Raw genomic sequence first — 17,470 nt, 5'->3', positions numbered from 1 at the left:
AAGCAAATTCAGCATAACGTTCTTTGTTGTTTCTTTCGTATAGTTATACCACAGAACCGAAAACAATCTTCTTTTCGCGGCATCAGGAATGTTGCGGGTAGCACAACATTAGCCACAGCACTGCCTTACAAAGCAACAGAACGTAGCCGCAAGTTTTCTTTTTGGTACCTTTTTTTTTGTATAAAAGAAAAAGTACATCCATTAGCAATAATAAAGCACTTTACCTGTGCTAACAGAGCGCAAATACAACATAAAAGCACCGAATAAGCATAAGTGCATCAATAACAAATATTGCATCAAAATCATTGTTAAACACAAACCTATCTTCATAATAACCATTATACTACCAATCGTTTTATCCGATTTGCCTATGCATCAAGCTTTATATAACTTGCCTTCGGCCACTGCTACTCCATTCATGAAAATCATTAAAGCTCTATTTACTGTTGCAATCACCTTGTTACTTATTTGGGCATTGCAAACTTCATTCAGTCCGCTGCCACCCTTGGGCAAATTTTTGAATCCGGCTACTGGTTTCTGGCAGAATGCAGAAAGTGCATCCACACCCAACCAGGTAAACTTAAAGTTGAATGGGTTGCACGATGAGGTAACTATCCGGTATGATGAACATCACATTCCACACATTTTTGCTAAAAACGAACATGATTTATATTATGCCCAAGGCTATGTAACCGCAACCGATCGCCTTTGGCAGATGGATATACAAACGCGTAATGCGTCGGGCCGTTTGGCTGAGGTTATTGGACCTAAAGCCTTGAATGTTGACCGTTATCACCGCCGTATGGGTATGGTGTATGGAGCCGAAAACACTTTACGCGGCATGATGAAAGACCCGCAAACTAACCTGGCTGTTAAGGCATATACCGAAGGCATTAACGCCTACATACATCAGTTAAAACCGGCCGACTATCCTATCGAGTTTAAACTGTTGAACTATGCACCTGAAGAATGGAAGCCGATCAACTGTGCTTTCCTGCTCAAACAAATGTCGGAAGTACTGGCGGGCGGCTCTGACGAAATGCAGCTAACCAGCGTGCTGAATAAGTTTGGAGCAGCAGTTACCCAAGATTTGTTTCCCGACCATAACTTTAAAGAAGAGCCCATCATACAGGCAGGTACAAAATGGAACTTTAAGCCTTTGCCTATACCCCAGCCATCCAAAAGCTTTACGGCGCAAATGTCTGGTAACCATAAGCCGGCCTCTAAAGTGGAAGGCATTGGCAGTAATAACTGGGCAGTAGCGGGCAGTAAAACCGCCAGTGGCTACCCCATTCTGGCTAACGACCCGCACCTGGATTTAACTTTCCCTTCCATTTGGTACCAGATACAATTATCTGCTCCCGGCGTAAACGTGTACGGGGTCTCACTGCCCGGTGCGCCGCATGTTATTATTGGTTACAACAATAAAATAAGCTGGGGTGTAACCAACGTAGATGCCGATGTGCTGGATTGGTACCAGATCAAGTTTAAAGATGCCAGTCGGCAAGAGTATTGGTATAATAACCAATGGAACAAAACCTCGCGCCGCACTGAAATCATTCAAGTACGCGGACAGCAACCCATAACAGAAACCGTGATTTATACTCATTACGGCCCTGTAGTGTATGAAGATGCGGCGCAAAAAGGCAAAAAAGGCTATGCCAATGTACCTGTAGGTACGGCACTGCGCTGGGTTGCACACGAGGAATCCAACGAGTTTAAAGCTTTTTATTTATTAAACAGAAGCCAGAACTATAATGATTACCGTCGGGCGCTTACTTATTATTCGGCTCCGGCACAGAACTTTATTTTTGCTGATGCACATGATATTGCCATTACTCCTAATGGCAAGTTTCCGTTGAAATTTCGGGACCAAGGCAAGTTTATACTGGATGGTACTGATGCTGGCAATGATTGGCATGGGTGGATACCAGCCAACCAAAACCCAACGGTGAAAAATCCGCCACGTGGCTTTGTTAGTTCGGCTAACCAAAGCTCGACAGATGCTACCTACCCCTATTACCTGAACTGGACATTTGGCCCCTACCAACGTGGTAAACGTATTAACGATCGTTTAGCAGCTATGCCCCAAATTACGGCAGATAGTATGCGCCTGCTACAAACTGATAATTATAGCATTGCAGCACAGGATGCTTTGCCGGTGCTGTTGAAATACATAGACCTTAGCAAACTGGATAATAACCAAAAACAGGCTTATGAACTGCTACAACACTGGAACAAACGTTATGATGCAGGCTCAACAGCTGCTGTTGTTTTCAGTAACTGGTGGAACAATGTAAATGTGATGACCTGGCAGGACGAGTTTGGTGATGATGGCTCTCTGGAACTGCCCTCGCGCGATCGTACCCTGAAGCTTTTGGTAAAAGAGCCTACTTCCAAATGGTTTGATAATATCAAAACCAGCAACCGTGAAACCTGTGCTGATATAGTGAGCTATGCCTTCAACAAAACTGTAGATGAACTGGTACATCAATATGGCAAACCGGGGCCTGATTGGCAATGGGGTAAGATACACCCAACAGAGATTAACCATATGGCTAATCTGGATGGTTTTGGTTCGGACACATTTGCGGCTGGCGGAACTGGTACTGCCATTAATGCCTTAACCGACGGACATGGCCCATCATGGCGTATGGTAGTGCAGTTAGGCCCACAGGTAAAGGGTTATGGCATTTTTCCAGGTGGCGAGTCTGGTAATCCAGGTAGCTTTTACTATACTGATATGCTGCAAACCTGGAAAGATGGCCGTTTGGATGAATTATTATTCTTGCAATCAGCCAGTGAAACCTCAGGCAGAATTAAATTCACACTAACGTTAAACAAGAAATAATCAATATGCTGTTTCTCGCTATATTCATTCTTACCCTTGCTGCTAGTTTGTTGTTGCCTTGGTGGGTAGTAGCCATCATAGCTTTTGCAGCTGCTTTATTTGCTGGAACCCGGCCTGCACAAGCCTTTTGGTCGGGCTTTGGAGCCGTTTTTATAGCTTGGGTAGTATTGGCTTTATTTAACAGCATTCCTAACCATAATATGCTGGCTGCACGTGTGGCTACCTTATTTCATTTACCACATTGGTCGCTGCTCCTGTTCATCACCGCACTACTTGGTGGTTTGGTGGGTGGCATGGCGGCGTTGTCGGGCTTGCTAGTGAAGCAGGTGTTCAAAGGTTAAGTAAATTCATTTAATGATTTCCATGTGAGATGCACCTGTAGCTTGAAACACATCACTCTACAAAGTTCAATCAGTTCAATCAAGTAAGTATTCATGTTAAGTTCAGGCTGAGCATAAATTTAGACGATAAACTTATCAACCCAAGCTTTTTGTAGAATTTAATTTAATCAAAATTTAAATTTTCAAACTACAAAAAAGTCAAAAGCAATACTGACAAAACAGGGCCACCACTGCCAATAGTTTGTCAGTGTTACAGGGTGTTACAAGTGTTACACACTGTAACATGTAACACTTAAGTTAATCATAGCGTAAGCTTTTAGCTCATTATTACTACCTCAACATTAACCATGCTATATTTGCCTTATGCAAAAGCCGCAACCGCAGCAAATATTTTCTATTCAAACCGAGCAACAGTTTACAGAAGCTGCCTTGCAGGTATTCCGGTATCAGGCACAAAATTGTACTATTTACCGCGAGTTTATCGGTGGTTTGCGGATTGACCCGGATGCGGTTAGCCAAGTAGCAGATATTCCTTTTCTGCCCATTGAGTTTTTCAAACAGCACGAAGTGGTAAGCAGTACGGCTAAGCCTGAGGTTATATTTAGCAGCTCAGGGACTACCGGCATGATTACCAGCCAGCATTTAGTTACTGAGGTAAGCTGGTACACCGAAAGCTTCCGCAAGGCTTTTCAGTTATTTTATGGCGGTGTTACGCAATATTGCATTCTGGCTTTACTGCCAGCTTATCTGGAGCGCCAAGGCTCGTCGCTGGTGTACATGGCTGATGATTTGATCCGCCAATCTCAACATCCTGACAGCGGCTTTTACCTGTATAACTACAATGATTTATACCAGCATCTGCAAAAACAGCAGCAGGCTGGTCAGCCTACCTTGCTTATTGGTGTTACCTTTGCCCTGCTTGATTTTGTAGAACAACATCCATTGAACTTTCCGGAACTAATTGTGATGGAAACCGGCGGCATGAAAGGCCGTCGTAAGGAAATGATACGCGAGGAACTACATGATATACTTTGCAGTGGCTTTGGTGTACCGGCTATACATTCTGAATATGGCATGACTGAGTTGCTTTCCCAAGCTTATTCCAAAGGTGATGGTATCTTCAATTGCCCACCCTGGATGCGTGTACTTACCCGCGATACCAACGACCCAATAACACCTGTTGGTGAAGGTAAAACCGGAGGCGTGAATATCATTGATCTGGCTAATATCAATTCCTGCTCTTTCCTGGCTACGCAAGATTTGGGAAGGATATATGCGGATGGCTCTTTTGAAATACTGGGCAGGTTTGATAACTCAGACATTCGCGGATGTAACTTACTGGTAGCTTAGTTGGTACGTTGTATAAAATATCCAAATATTGCTATTTTTGAGCCTGAATTATATTTCAATATCATGATGGATAAATTTCTGAGTGACCAGCAGGATCAAAAAGCTGTAGAAAAGGTTTACTCACGTTTAGTTGAACTGCTACCTCCCGGTGAAGAAACTTTATATATAGCCACCCAAAAAAAACCATTGGTAAACCTACTGCCCGATTGTGTAGTAGTGACCAACCGCCGTATATTATTTTTCACACCGGCTAACTTAGGTCTTTCCATCAAATTTATCGATTTTGTGTGGAAGGACATTGCTGATGTTAACGTAAAAGAAGAAATTATAGGTGCTGTATTTAGTGCCCGCACGGTAAAAGGAGCCGAAATGGGTGTAGATTATTTACCTAAGGTACAAGCTCGCAAATTGTACCAATATGCTCAAGAATGTAAAGAAAATGAGCGCCGCCGCGAACTGAAGCTTCGCGAAGAACAAACGAAACCACCGGTTTCTGCCCCCAAACCAACTACCGAACAGCCTGTTTTTCAGCACCAGACTGCACCGGTATTTACCCCACCGCCACCAGTGCAAACCGCATCTGCACCAGTGAAAGAAGAAAAACCAGACGAACTGACTGAAAAGCTTAAGAAGCTGAAAATGTTGTTTGATAATGGCTTGATTTCGCAAGAAGAATACAACCAAAAAAAGATGGAACTCCTAAGCGAGTTATAAATATCAGTTTTATTATTTAAAAGCCCTTTCCTACCGGAAAGGGCTTTTGTGCTTGTATAAGGTTGTATTTTTAAAAGTTAAAGGACACTTTGGCTGTAACAATGCGCCCTGGCAGGGCATAAGTGCTGCGGGTGAATAGGTTAGCCTGCAAATTAGCCGAGCTGTAAGTTTTGGTATTCAGCAGATTCAAGGCGTTCAGTTCCAGGTCAACCTTAGATTTGGTAAAACGGTAACGAGCCGAAAAATCAGCAAAAGCATAATTCAGGTTAGCTTGCAGGGTTTGGCTGGTAAAATAGTCATCGCCCGAAAGCTTCAGGAAAAGGTTGCTGGTTGGATTATAATTAATTGCAGCCTGATGCTGTAATTGGGTAAAGCTAGAACTGCCTGATGCCACCGCGGTGGATTTACTACTGGTTTGGGTAGCATACAACTTGTAGCTGATATTGATCTGATCGCTCAGCTTGGTTTCTGTGCCCACATTAGCCGTATTGGTGATGGTATTATAGGGCAGCATAATACCGTTTTGGTACTGGTTTAAACGAGTAATCTGCCTTGATGCGCCACCGCTAAATGTGGTATGCAGGGCATATACATATTTACTGATTCCACCCGACAGCGACCAAGTATCTACATGATTAGCATACGGCAGCACAATGCGCCGCGTAAAACTGTTACTCACCTGAGTAGAGCTGATATTACTGGCAGCAATATCGGTATAACTCAGGTTAATGTTCCAGAAGAACATCTTGATAGCTTTGCGATAATTATAACCCAGAGTAGCAAACTGCGTTTTGCGTTCACTAAGCAGCACGTTGTTGGCGTTCAGGGTACGATAGTTGGTCAAAATATCGCCATGATAGGCTTCGTTAATATCACCTATCAGATTTTTATAGTTGTACAACAAAGAAATATATTGTTCCGTAGCGGTTTGGTACCTTACGGTTGCCAATGGATCAAAATATAGCCGGGTTAATGATTCATCCAGCTTATAATTGCTATCAGAATAATGAATCTGCTGTACGTTAAGAGGCAATCTCACCGTTAGCTTCAACTTATCGCCAGGCACATCAAAACCAGCTTCTGCAAAAAACTTGGATTTGAACCAGTTCAAATCATTTACTGAACTGCTGGTAGCAGGAAGGTTATTACCGTTCAATTGAATGGTTGATAAATCAGAAGTCAGGTTTTGTGACTGCAAGGTAAAACCCGCCCGGTAGGATTGGGTGATTACGTTACCTGCATGTTTAAAAGATAAATAGTTATTGGTGAACCAGGTTGGTATATTAACCGTTTGCAGCAGCTGCGCATAAGGCTGATTTTGGTTAAAAATATCCTGGTTAATTCCTGGCTGTAATACCCGGTTTTCCGGGTTACTGATACGATTGATGTAGGAGTAAGCCTCCAAGATATTGTTTGATTTACCTATACGCATCAAATTAAATTCATTTGAAAAATCCAGCTTCCGGTTTTTTAAAGTCTGACTGAGCAGGTTGCCATTTGTACTCAGGTCTGAATAAGCAGCATTATGCTGAAAATCACTTTGCAATACATTGTTCAAGTAATAGTTCGATTTATTGATATTCAAGTTGAACTGTGCATGTACCCAATCAGGCTGGCGCTTGTTACTTTGAATTTCTGTATAATGAATGGTATCTCCCGGCTGGTAGATGTCGGTCAGTTTACTATAGTTTTGCCGTTGGTTATCATGCAGGTAAGAAATATTAGTTTTTAACTGCACCTCTTTTTGCAGGTTTACCAGGTTGTTTAAATTTAGTAATCCGGATTGATTAAACAGGTAACGGCTGGTGGGTAAGTTGGGGTTACCAGCTGCACCGAGTGATAGTAGATTGTCTGGCTTGTTGTTGTCTAGCCGTGATAAAGTGGCAGCGTTGTTATGGGCTATCAGGTCGTTTTGTAAATCAACGCCGGTATTATTGCCTCTCACGTAATTGATGGCTTTGTACTTATCCTTAAACATCATGGCATCGATGGTACCATCATACTTTTTGGGTACGCCAATACCTGCATTAGCCTGCCCTACTAATTGTAATTGGGCATCCTTTTTAAAGGTAAGATTCAGCGCGACATCGTCACTCACCACTTTATCTTTCAACATTTTAATCGGCTGATGATTTTCCATGATCTGTACTTTATCAACAACTCCGTTGGGTATAGTACTGGTAGCAATATTGTATTTATCATCCAGTAGGTTATCACCGCCTATGTACAAGTTTGATATATCTTTACCGTTGTACTTGATTTTGCCGTTAGCATCCACATCAACACCCGGCAGCTTTTTGATAACATCCCCTATTACCCTATCCTGCGGACTGGTAAAATCAGATACGTTATAATTCAGCGTATCGCCTTTTACCTTCAAGCGTGGAGCCTTGTTTTTAATTGTAACCGTTTGCAGCTGGTTAACCGCACTGCTGAGCCTGAAATTATAAGTGGCTGTAAAATCAGTAACTGCTTTACTTTGCTTTTTAAAGCCAACACAGCTTACCTCAACCCGAAGTTTATTTTTATCCGCATCAGCCGGAACTGCAATAGCATAGTTTCCTTTATTATCCGTTGCCGCAAAAGCAACAATTAAATTATTACCGGATAGCAGTTTCGCATTGGCATAAGGCACAGCCTTGCCGGCACTATCTGCAACAGAGCCTTTAATGGTTTGCGCTAAACTAGTTTTGGAAAACAACAAGAAACAAATGCAGATTACCGTAGTAACTACAAATGTTTTCATTTCTTTTCAGGTAACTCAATTGGGTTATTTACAACAGTCGTCTGCCTGCTGGGGCTGGTAACTACATTAATACTTTTAATATTAGGCCCGGAAGAAGCGCTGGCCGCACTAATGGATGTACCACCCGTAGATGATCGCATGGCCGCTACCTGTGATTGTATGAAAGCTTGTGGATCTTTACGCATAATTTCCTGCAAGCCGGCAAACTCCTTCCGGGTAGTTCGGATGCCATTAGTAGGCAAGGTGATGATTTTTGAATTTTTCTTATTATCCATACCGCTTATCATCAGGGTTCTGTCGGATGTTGATAAACCTGCATTGGTTTCGGCTGGTGTTGTCATAGCTGATGCATCAACTTTCTCCAAACCATCAAACTTGAAAACCACCTCCTTTTTGGTATCATAAGCTTCAATAATTAGTCCTGGCAAGCCGCTCAACTTCCATGGACCAGCACGATACGGTAAATCAGCACAGAACCAAGCGATGTAATCACGCCCTTTGAAATGCGTAGTAGCTTTCTGGCATTGTAAGCCATTGAAACTTGCGGTATCTGCTGTTATTTTCCATTGCATCTCCGGTACTGGCTCCTCTATCAAGTAATTGTTAAATAGATTCTCTTTAACCAGAAACTTCTTTTCCGTAAAAAACTGAAAGTACTCGGTATTGGATGCCCTAATGGTAGATTTGATATTGAAATTGGTGGTTCCTGAATTAATTTGTTCAGCCATGCTTTTACGCATTTGTTCATCTCGCAAAATTTTATCATAGCTCTTGTAAAGGCTGGCATTTCGGCCTATCAGCAACATCATGTTCTCGGTATAGGGCTGATCACGATGCGTTGTGTCTTGTAGGTGTGAAAATTTATAATGTACAATGGCTTGGGCAGTATCAGGCTTTTGTGCTTTAACAACTACACAGGCCAGCTGTAAAAAGATGATCAAATAGTTTCTGGTTTTCATGTGATTTAAGTTTTATGTTATTTTTAGGTGTATTGAGAATTAGCAACAAGCACCATCAAACATAACTAACAATTTAGTTATATTAACTAAACTGTTAGTTATTTAACAAATTTTAACACATGAACTACCCTCAGCGAAGTTTTATAGGTTTATACGATTTTCTTCTATTACAATACTGACAAAACAGTGCCACCACTGCCAATGGTTTGTCAGTGTTACAGGGTGTTACAAATGTTACACACTGAAACATGTAACACTTGTAAGCATCTTAGGTATCCTTAAGAAATTCGCAGTGTTATGTTCAGATTAACCGTTCATCAAAACTAAACATGTCCTGATGAAGAACTTTGACCTCAGTTGCTTGGTTGTGGGCTGGGTTAAGCAAATAATTGTACTCCTGCTTTACAATAGCTGAAGGCACTTTTAGCAGCAAGTGTTCGCGTTGTTTAATAAACTGATCGCCTAATGTTCTTAAAAAGGCTGGTTCGGGATATTGCTGCCAGTTAGGTGGTAACAGGGTTACATCAAGCTCATGTATATCATCAGGCACATCAACAGACAAGATGCAGTAGTTAGCCGGCACTAACATTGGAGGCAGATGTACCAATACTTCCAACAAGGCTAACGAACGTGATGAAGCCAGATAAAGCATGGCATTACCTACGCTGTTCCACCGTCCGCCATACAAGCGGGCACCGGTTCCGCTTAAATCATTAATGTAATTACACTTGGCAATACGGTACAGTACCATCAGGCAAATATACCGTGCTCAATGCGGCCTAGTTCTTTAAGCACCATATCAAAGCCTACCGAAGTATCTAATAAAGCAATGGGTGCTTCTCCTTTAAATACATGACCAGGTGTTTTCATCCAAAGCTTAAACTTATCTAATGAACCAAAAACCTCTTCGCCCCGAGTGTACAAACGAGCCAGTTCAACCGCCTTTTCAGCGTATTCTGTTTTGACTATGGCTTCTTCATCATAGCGCTGCAGTGTGCGTTCAGAAATGTGCATAATGCCCGCTAGCTCCTGTAGCGTTAAAGATATTTTTTGCGCCAAGGATAGCAACACTTTTTTAGACAAGCCCTGGCGGGTAAGTTCTACCACATCGTAATCAGAAACGTAGCCCGATGGCTTAGTACCCATAAGCAACATAAAAAAAGAGGTTAATGAATCTGTAGGTACATAAGCGACCACAGGTTCATTAACCCCACTCTTTATTGTATGTTTTTTGCTATACGACATTTATTCAAATCTATTGAACAAATGTCGTACTTGCAAGTTTTACTCAGCAATAATTAAAAAGTAGTTCTTTTTACCTTTTTGTACAACCAGAAACTTCTGGTTAATCAAATCACTGCTTTGGTATTGGGTTTCGGGCGTTGCTATTTTAACTTTGTTAATAGCGGCTCCCCCACCTTGTATCATTTTCTTGGCTTCACCTTTAGAGGCGAAAACAGCTGTTTTTACAGCCAACAAATCCTGAACATTTATACCTGCTGCGAATTCCTCTTTACTAATGGTGTAGTTAGGTACGCCTTCAAACACGCCCAAAATTTCACTTTCACTTAGTTCGTTTAAAAATTCTATACCTGTATTACCAAATAAAAATTCGGATGATTTAATGGCTTTATCATAAGCATCCTCACCGTGTACCCGAATGGTAATATCTTTAGCTAAAGCTTTTTGCAAAGCCCGCTGGTGTGGCGCAGCATTATGTTCAGCTTCCAAGCTTTCAATTACATCCCGATCAAACAAGGTAAATATGCGTATATAGCTCTTAGCATCCTCATCACCTGTATTAAGCCAAAATTGGTAAAATTTATACGGTGTTGTTTTAGCAGCATCCAGCCAGATGTTTCCCCCCTCCGATTTACCGAATTTAGTGCCGTCAGCTTTTTTAATTAACTGTGTGGTTAAAGCAAATGCTTCACCGGCATCCTTACGGCGTATCAGTTCGGTACCCGTTACAATGTTACCCCACTGGTCGGAACCGCCCATTTGTAGTGTACAGTTATGATGTTTCCACAAGTAGTAAAAATCATAACCTTGTACCAGTTGGTAGGTAAACTCAGTGAACGACATACCGCTATCACCATTCAACCGGTTTTTCACCGAATCTTTAGCCATCATGTAATTAACGGTAATATGCTTACCTACATCACGTATAAAGCTCAGGAAAGAAAACTCTTTAAACCAGTCATAGTTATTTACCATTTGAGCTTGGTTGTCGCCACTGCTAAAGTTTAGAAACTTTTCCAACTGCGCTTTTACACAAGCTAAATTGTGCTGTAAAGCTTCTTCAGATAATAGATTGCGCTCTTGTGATTTGCCTGATGGGTCGCCAACCATACCGGTTGCTCCACCTACTAAGGCAAAAGGTTTATGCCCCGCTCGTTGAAAATGAATCAACGTCATGATTTGGGTTAGGTGGCCCACATGTAAGGAATCAGCTGTTGGGTCAAAACCAATATAGCCTGAGGCCATACCTTGGTTAAGCATTTCTTCAGTTCCGGGCATGATATCATGCAACATGCCCCGCCAGCGTAATTCTTCAACAAAATTCATCTCTCAAAAAATTAATATAAGGTTGGCAAAGATATAAGATTACGGCATAATCATTTTAGTTTACCTGTTAACTGCTGCTACAAATATTTCTTTGCCCGAAAAAAAAGCCTTATTTTGCAAGTATCTACTATGAATTTCCTTTCGCACTATTACTTTGACCACACTACTACCAACTGTTATCATGTGTTAGGCACCGTACTGCCCGACCTGCTTAAAAACGCAGATAAGAACATTGTGTTACACCCTGAAAAGCATCAGCAAATTCAACGTGATATACAATCCATTACTTATGGTTGGGAGAAACATTTAGAAGTTGACCGATATTTTCATAGCTCTGAGTTTTTTAAAACCCATTCGCATCAGCTTAAACTGCTGCTGCGGCCAGCCATTGAAGGTTCTCCGGTAAAACCTTTCTTTTTAGGTCATGTTGCTCTGGAGCTTATTTTGGATAACTTGTTACTTACTACTGGCAAAGTAATAGCCGATGATTTTTATGCCCATTTAGGCTCTTGTGATGATGAAATTATACGTGCCTTTTTGTTTTCGAATGGTATGAAAAATCCGGAGGCTTTTATTCGTTTTTACGATGATTTTAAACGCAGCCGCTATTTACATAGTTATGCAGAAACCGAACAAGTAGCCTATGCTTTAAAACGTATTTGTATGCGTATCTGGACTAACCCGTTCACCCGCGATCAGGAAACGGCCATGAACATCATTATCAGGCATTACCGTCAACAACTGGAAGATAATTTTCTATCTATTTTTGATGAAATTGATTCGATGCTAAAAAACTAAAAGCTACTTTTAATATGCAGGAATTGGCTTTAACTAAGTTTTTATACAGTATTGTATAGCCACTAACTCAATTAATTATTCCTTTCCAGGTTTGCTACTGAAAATTTGTTACTACGCAAAATATTGTTTTTAGAGCCTTTAAACAAAAAGCCGAAGGCCACCGCAATAACAAAGCCTAATATACCTTCAATGCATAATACCCAACGAGGACCAATATTATGAGCAGCCAAACCCACTATGAAGCTACCTAATGGTTGCATGCCCATGAAAGCCATAACGTAATAACTAATTACTCGGCCGCGCATTTCATCGCTCACGTTAGTTTGTACAAAAGTATTGGTACCTGCTATTTGCATCATGGCACCCGCACCGGCAGGCAGTACAAAACATAGTGCCAGCCACAAATTGCCACACCAGGCAAATACGGCCAAACTAACACTAAACAAGGCACAAGCAAAAATTACAATACGTTTTAACCGGAGGGTACCTTTAAGACTGGCCATGTATATAGCCCCAGCTAATGACCCTAAACCAGAAATACTATTGAGCAAGCTGTAGGTAAAAGCATTACCATGAAAAACATCTTTAGCAAAGATGGGCATCAGGGTAGTATAAGGCATTACAACAAAACTAATGCAGGCCATCAACAAAATCATCAGCTTTACATCATGCGCATTTTTTATATATTCATATCCCTGCTGTAAACTGTGCCATACACTTTGGGTATTCTTCTTAATTTCCATAGGTGGCAGTTTCATAAGCAACAATGATATAATTACAGCTACAAAACTTAGGGCATTTAATAAAAAACAAATACCTGTACCTACGGTGGTCAGTAAAACACCCGCTATGGCCGGACCTAACAGCCTGGCTAAATTCACCATTGATGAGTTGAGTGCAATGGCATTCTGCAAATCTCGTTTATCCTCCACCAACCTAATCATTAATGATTGCCGTGAAGGCGTATCGAAAGCATTAATTACCCCCAGTATGATACTGAGTACAATAATGGCGATGATATTGTAATGATGCGTTAATACCAAAGTAGTCATTAAAGCAGCCTGTAGCATGGCTGATATCTGCGTAGTGAGCAATATCTTATAGCGATTATGCCGATCAGATATGGTGCCGCCATACGGCGATAGCAATAAGGTAGGTATCTGTCCGGCAAAGTTAACTACGCCCAGCATCAGAGCCGAGTGGGTTAAACTATAAACCAGCCAATTAACCGTTATACGCTCCATCCAGGTACCGATGAGTGAAATGGATTGGCCAACAAAGTAGAGCCTGAAGTTATGATATTTTAAAGACCGAAAGGTTTCGGAAAGAGCTGCCATAGTAGAGTTAAGACAATGCATAAACGGTTTAGTTCAGCACAATATTACATTCCGTGATCAATGGAAATCTAATCCTACGTATCTGGGTTTGCTTTTTTAATTACTTCTGAATATTTAAATATTCACAGCTACACTAATTAACCATTAACTACTCAAGCTTCAACAACTCACCGCATCACTAACCAATTTATAAACAAATACTACCGAGGCTGATTATTTTGCTAACTTTGCATCCCGTACACATACTATCGGTTCCGGTAAAAATCCGTAGTCGGTTTCAGCACAACACATGATGACTAAGTATATATTTGTTACGGGCGGCGTTACCTCGTCGTTAGGGAAAGGCATTATCTCAGCCTCTTTGGCTAAGCTTCTTCAATCGCGCGGATACCGCGTTACCATCCAAAAGTTTGATCCTTATATTAATGTTGATCCGGGTACGCTAAACCCTTATGAACATGGCGAATGCTATGTAACTGAAGATGGTGCTGAAACTGATTTGGACTTGGGTCATTACGAACGTTTTCTGAATACGCCAACTTCTCAGGCGAACAACATCACCACGGGCCGTATTTATCAAAATGTAATTAACCGAGAACGGGAAGGTGCTTTCTTAGGTAAAACGGTACAGGTAGTTCCGCATATTACTGATGAGATTAAGCGCAATTTCCAAATACTAGGCGAAAGTGGCAACTATGATATTGTAATTACTGAAATTGGTGGTACAGTAGGTGATATTGAATCCTTACCTTTTGTAGAAGCCGTTCGCCAGTTCAGGTGGGAAGTAGGCTCTAACAATTCATTAGTAATTCACTTAACGCTGGTGCCTTATTTGGCTGCTGCTGGTGAGCTTAAAACCAAACCAACCCAGCACTCGGTAAAAACCTTATTGGAATACGGTATTCAGCCTGATATGCTGGTTTGCCGCACCGAGCATCATTTAACAGCCGATATTCGCCGGAAAGTTGCTCAGTTCTGTAACGTAAACATTAACGCGGTAATTGAATCCATTGATGCTTCTACCATTTACGATGTACCTTTACTCATGCTTAAAGAGCAACTGGATAAAACGGTATTGGCTAAATTGAAATTGCCAACCAAGAACGATCCTGACTTGGAGAGCTGGAAGGATTTTTTAGGGCGTTTGAAAAACCCAACTGCCGAAGTGCGTATAGGTTTGGTAGGTAAATATGTAGAATTACCTGATGCTTACAAATCTATCACGGAGGCATTTATTCATGCGGGTGCTAAAAACGAATGTAAAGTTAAAGTAGAATACATTCATTCCGAATCTTTAACCCCCGAAAATGCGGTAGAACGCTTGCAGGGTCTTCAGGGTGTGCTCGTAGCTCCAGGGTTTGGCCAACGTGGGTTTGAGGGCAAAATTGAAGCAATACGGTATGTGCGCGAAAATAACATTCCATTTTTTGGTATTTGCTTGGGTATGCAGTGCGCTGTGGTTGAATATGGCCGCCATGTATTACATTTAGAAGCCGCCAATAGTGTTGAAATGGATGGTCATACTACTTACCCGGTAATTAGCATGATGGAAGGTCAGAAGAACATTACCGCCAAAGGTGGCACCATGAGGTTGGGCGCCTATCCTTGCGATTTAAAGAAGGGCAGTAAAGCCGCAGCCATTTACGGCAAGCAGCATATTTCTGAACGCCATCGCCATCGGTACGAGTTTAATAATGAGTACCTGCAACAGTACGAAGCATCGGGCCTTATACCTTCAGGCATCAACCCGGAAAACAATCTGGTAGAGATAGTTGAGCTAAAAAATCATCCTTTTTTCATCGGAGCGCAATTTCACCCCGAATTAAAATCTACGGTTGCTAATCCTCACCCACTTTTTGTTAACTTTGTAGCCGCTTCGCTGGCTTATGCCCGCAAGAACTAGTTACTCGCACGATACATAGATAATGGATAAAAACACGTTCACAGGGCTGTTCCTGATTATGATTATTCTGGCTGGCTCCTTCTATTTCATGAAGCCTTCTGCTGATGAAATAAAGAAAGAACAGCAAAAACAGCATCTGGATTCTCTGAAAAGAGCCGGTATTAAACCCGCTGTAGCTAAAACCGACACCACCCATCAGGCACCTGTTATTGACTCGGCTGCATTAAAAGGACCCTTTGGTGCAGCAACCATGGGTACTGAGCAACTGGTAACTTTAGAAAACAAAGATATTCGCCTTAAACTAAGCACACATGGTGGACGTATCTATTCAGTAGAATTAAAAGACTTTAAAACTTTTGATAAAAAACCACTGATTTTATTTGAAGGTGATGAAAACCAATTTGGTTTTGGTTTTAGCACTGGCAATAAAAGGTTTAACACCAACAGCCTGTATTTCAAACCCAGTGCACCTGCTGTAAACGTAACAGCCAGCCAACCGGGTATGGTTACCATGCGTTTAAGCTATAGCCCTACACAGTATGTTGATTATGTGTATACCTTACCGGCTACCGGCTATAAAGTAGGCTTTAATGTTAAGCTAACCGGGCTGGATAATGTAATTGGCAACAGTAATGCTTTGAACTTACATTGGGCTTCCAGCTTGCGCAAACAGGAAAAGGATTTAAAAACCGAACGTCAATATTCTACCGTGTACTACAAAAACATGGATAACGATGTTGATTACCTGAGCGAAGTAAAAGATGAGCAAAAACAGGTTGATGGTCAGAAAATACAGTGGGTATCTTTCAAGCAGCACTTCTTCTCGAACGTACTGATTGCCAAAAACGGTTTCAATGCCGTGAATTTATCAGTAAATACCGACATAAACTCGGCTGATATCAAGCAAATGCGTGCTGCTTTAACGCTACAACGTCAGGCTGATGGCACTTACCCAATGGAGTTTTACTTTGGCCCGAATAAATATACCTTCCTGCAAAAACAAGGTTATGACTTGGAAAAACAAGTTAATCTGGGTTGGGGTCCGTTAAAGCTGATTAACCGTTATGCAGTAATTCCGGTATTTAACTTTTTACAAAAGTTTGGCTGGAACATGGGCCTAATCATTTTGGTACTTACTGTATTATTGAAATTAGTGCTATCGCCGCTTACTTATAAATCATACTTGAGTATGGCTAAAATGAAAGTTTTAAAGCCGGAAATGGATGAGATTAAAGCTAAAGTAGGTGAAGAAAACCCTACCCTGCTGCAACAGGAGTACATGAAATTGTATCGTAAAGCCGGTGTAAACCCGCTAGGTGGCTGCTTACCTTTAGTGCTGCAAATGCCTATTATCTTCGCATTCCTGCGTTTTTTCCCAAGCTTGTTTGAGCTACGTGGTCAAAGCTTTTTGTGGATGCATGATTTATCGACTTACGATGATGTTATCAGGTTCTCACCTATTTTTGGTGTAAACCACATTAGCTTAATGTGTTTACTGATGACGGCATCTACTTTAATTTACACCTATTTCAACAATCAGGTATCAGGTGCTACAGGGCAGATGAAATACATTGGTTATATTACTCCGTTCATCTTCCTAACCTATCTGAACAGTTATCCATCAGGTTTGAATTATTATTACTTCCTGGCTAACATGCTTACTTTTGCTCAACAATTCCTGATCCGTCAGTTAGTTGATGACAAAAAGATCCATGCCCGTATGCAGGAGTATAAAAAGAAACCGGAAGATCCGAAAAAGAAGAAATCAGGCTTCCAGGCTAAGTTGGAAGAAATGATGCGTCAGCAACAACAACTTCAACAATCAAAGAAGAATAACCCGTAATAAGCCGAATTTATTTCTATAAACAGAAAAGCCATAGCTATAATAGCTATGGCTTTTTCA

Annotated in this window: 13 protein-coding genes; 7 read left to right on the top strand and 6 right to left on the bottom strand. The window is 41.3% G+C overall.

The features are described 5' to 3' along the window. Nucleotides 1-370 precede the first annotated feature (370 nt). The 4 genes from HH214_RS17420 to HH214_RS17405 all read left to right on the top strand — a co-directional run bounded on the left by HH214_RS17420 (nt 371) and on the right by HH214_RS17405 (nt 5,256). Nucleotides 371-2,851, top strand: a complete 2,481-nt coding sequence (locus HH214_RS17420) for a penicillin acylase family protein (RefSeq protein ID WP_248282133.1) — start codon at nt 371-373, stop codon at nt 2,849-2,851. A 5-nt stretch (nt 2,852-2,856) separates the two neighbouring features. Further along, on the top strand, nt 2,857-3,192 hold the full coding sequence (locus HH214_RS17415) for a hypothetical protein (protein WP_169609773.1): 336 nt from the start codon (nt 2,857-2,859) through the stop codon (nt 3,190-3,192). 363 nt (nt 3,193-3,555) lie between these two features. Then, nucleotides 3,556-4,542 carry a LuxE/PaaK family acyltransferase gene (locus HH214_RS17410; RefSeq protein ID WP_169609771.1) on the top strand — a complete coding sequence of 329 codons (987 nt, stop codon included), beginning with the start codon at nt 3,556-3,558 and terminating at the stop codon, nt 4,540-4,542. A gap of 63 nt (nt 4,543-4,605) precedes the next feature. Next, nucleotides 4,606-5,256 (top strand): PH domain-containing protein, encoded by a 651-nt coding sequence (locus HH214_RS17405; protein ID WP_169609769.1) that lies wholly within the window; start codon nt 4,606-4,608, stop codon nt 5,254-5,256. Nucleotides 5,257-5,326: 70 nt separating this feature from the next. On the opposite strand, the gene HH214_RS17400 is transcribed toward HH214_RS17405, so the two are convergent. From HH214_RS17400 to tyrS, 5 genes are all read right to left on the bottom strand, one after another. Next, the gene (locus tag HH214_RS17400) at nt 5,327-8,002 is read right to left on the bottom strand and encodes a carboxypeptidase-like regulatory domain-containing protein (RefSeq protein ID WP_169609767.1); all 2,676 of its coding nucleotides are present in this window, start codon (nt 8,000-8,002) and stop codon (nt 5,327-5,329) included. Next, a complete protein-coding gene (locus HH214_RS17395) occupies nt 7,999-8,961 on the bottom strand; it encodes a GLPGLI family protein (protein WP_169609765.1) in 963 nt (320 codons plus the stop codon). The genes HH214_RS17400 and HH214_RS17395 overlap by 4 nt, the downstream gene beginning before the upstream one ends. A 301-nt stretch (nt 8,962-9,262) precedes the next feature. Further along, nucleotides 9,263-9,712: an RES family NAD+ phosphorylase gene (locus HH214_RS17390; RefSeq protein ID WP_169609763.1), complete on the bottom strand. Its 450-nt coding sequence runs from the start codon at nt 9,710-9,712 to the stop codon at nt 9,263-9,265. After that, the gene (parS, locus tag HH214_RS17385) at nt 9,712-10,206 is read right to left on the bottom strand and encodes a type II RES/Xre toxin-antitoxin system antitoxin (protein WP_169609761.1); all 495 of its coding nucleotides are present in this window, start codon (nt 10,204-10,206) and stop codon (nt 9,712-9,714) included. Before parS ends, HH214_RS17390 begins: the two co-directional genes overlap by 1 nt. A 39-nt stretch (nt 10,207-10,245) precedes the next feature. After that, nucleotides 10,246-11,529 carry a tyrosine--tRNA ligase gene (gene tyrS, locus HH214_RS17380; protein WP_169609759.1) on the bottom strand — a complete coding sequence of 428 codons (1,284 nt, stop codon included), beginning with the start codon at nt 11,527-11,529 and terminating at the stop codon, nt 10,246-10,248. Between the two features lie 129 nt (nt 11,530-11,658). Here tyrS and HH214_RS17375 point away from each other — a divergent pair, with 129 nt between their 5' ends. Then, on the top strand, nt 11,659-12,327 hold the full coding sequence (locus HH214_RS17375; RefSeq protein ID WP_169609757.1) for an ACP phosphodiesterase: 669 nt from the start codon (nt 11,659-11,661) through the stop codon (nt 12,325-12,327). 71 nt (nt 12,328-12,398) lie between these two features. On the opposite strand, the gene HH214_RS17370 is transcribed toward HH214_RS17375, so the two are convergent. Then, nucleotides 12,399-13,664 (bottom strand): MFS transporter, encoded by a 1,266-nt coding sequence (locus HH214_RS17370; RefSeq protein ID WP_169609755.1) that lies wholly within the window; start codon nt 13,662-13,664, stop codon nt 12,399-12,401. Nucleotides 13,665-13,956: 292 nt separating this feature from the next. Here HH214_RS17370 and HH214_RS17365 point away from each other — a divergent pair, with 292 nt between their 5' ends. Beyond that, a complete protein-coding gene (locus HH214_RS17365) occupies nt 13,957-15,567 on the top strand; it encodes a CTP synthase (RefSeq protein ID WP_169611200.1) in 1,611 nt (536 codons plus the stop codon). 22 nt (nt 15,568-15,589) lie between these two features. Beyond that, entirely contained in the window at nt 15,590-17,410 is a 1,821-nt protein-coding gene (yidC, locus tag HH214_RS17360; RefSeq protein ID WP_169609753.1) for a membrane protein insertase YidC, read from the top strand. Nucleotides 17,411-17,470 lie beyond the last annotated feature (60 nt).

The sequence above is a fragment of the Mucilaginibacter robiniae genome (assembly GCF_012849215.1).
GTDB lineage: Bacteria > Bacteroidota > Bacteroidia > Sphingobacteriales > Sphingobacteriaceae > Mucilaginibacter > Mucilaginibacter robiniae.
This window is presented reverse-complemented; position numbering and strand designations above follow the sequence as displayed.

Excerpts from the sequence above, each read along its gene's own strand:
- HH214_RS17365 (WP_169611200.1), top strand. The coding sequence starts at position 13,957 with ATGACTAAGTATATATTTGTTACGGGCGGCGTTACCTCGTCGTTAGGG.
- HH214_RS17415 (WP_169609773.1), top strand. The coding sequence starts at position 2,857 with ATGCTGTTTCTCGCTATATTCATTCTTACCCTTGCTGCTAGTTTGTTG.
- HH214_RS17375 (WP_169609757.1), top strand. The coding sequence starts at position 11,659 with ATGAATTTCCTTTCGCACTATTACTTTGACCACACTACTACCAACTGT.
- HH214_RS17420 (WP_248282133.1), top strand. The coding sequence starts at position 371 with ATGCATCAAGCTTTATATAACTTGCCTTCGGCCACTGCTACTCCATTC.
- HH214_RS17400 (WP_169609767.1), bottom strand. The coding sequence starts at position 8,002 with ATGAAAACATTTGTAGTTACTACGGTAATCTGCATTTGTTTCTTGTTG.
- HH214_RS17410 (WP_169609771.1), top strand. The coding sequence starts at position 3,556 with ATGCAAAAGCCGCAACCGCAGCAAATATTTTCTATTCAAACCGAGCAA.
- yidC (WP_169609753.1), top strand. The coding sequence starts at position 15,590 with ATGGATAAAAACACGTTCACAGGGCTGTTCCTGATTATGATTATTCTG.
- HH214_RS17390 (WP_169609763.1), bottom strand. The coding sequence starts at position 9,712 with ATGGTACTGTACCGTATTGCCAAGTGTAATTACATTAATGATTTAAGC.
- HH214_RS17370 (WP_169609755.1), bottom strand. The coding sequence starts at position 13,664 with ATGGCAGCTCTTTCCGAAACCTTTCGGTCTTTAAAATATCATAACTTC.
- HH214_RS17405 (WP_169609769.1), top strand. The coding sequence starts at position 4,606 with ATGATGGATAAATTTCTGAGTGACCAGCAGGATCAAAAAGCTGTAGAA.
- parS (WP_169609761.1), bottom strand. The coding sequence starts at position 10,206 with ATGTCGTATAGCAAAAAACATACAATAAAGAGTGGGGTTAATGAACCT.
- HH214_RS17395 (WP_169609765.1), bottom strand. The coding sequence starts at position 8,961 with ATGAAAACCAGAAACTATTTGATCATCTTTTTACAGCTGGCCTGTGTA.
- tyrS (WP_169609759.1), bottom strand. The coding sequence starts at position 11,529 with ATGAATTTTGTTGAAGAATTACGCTGGCGGGGCATGTTGCATGATATC.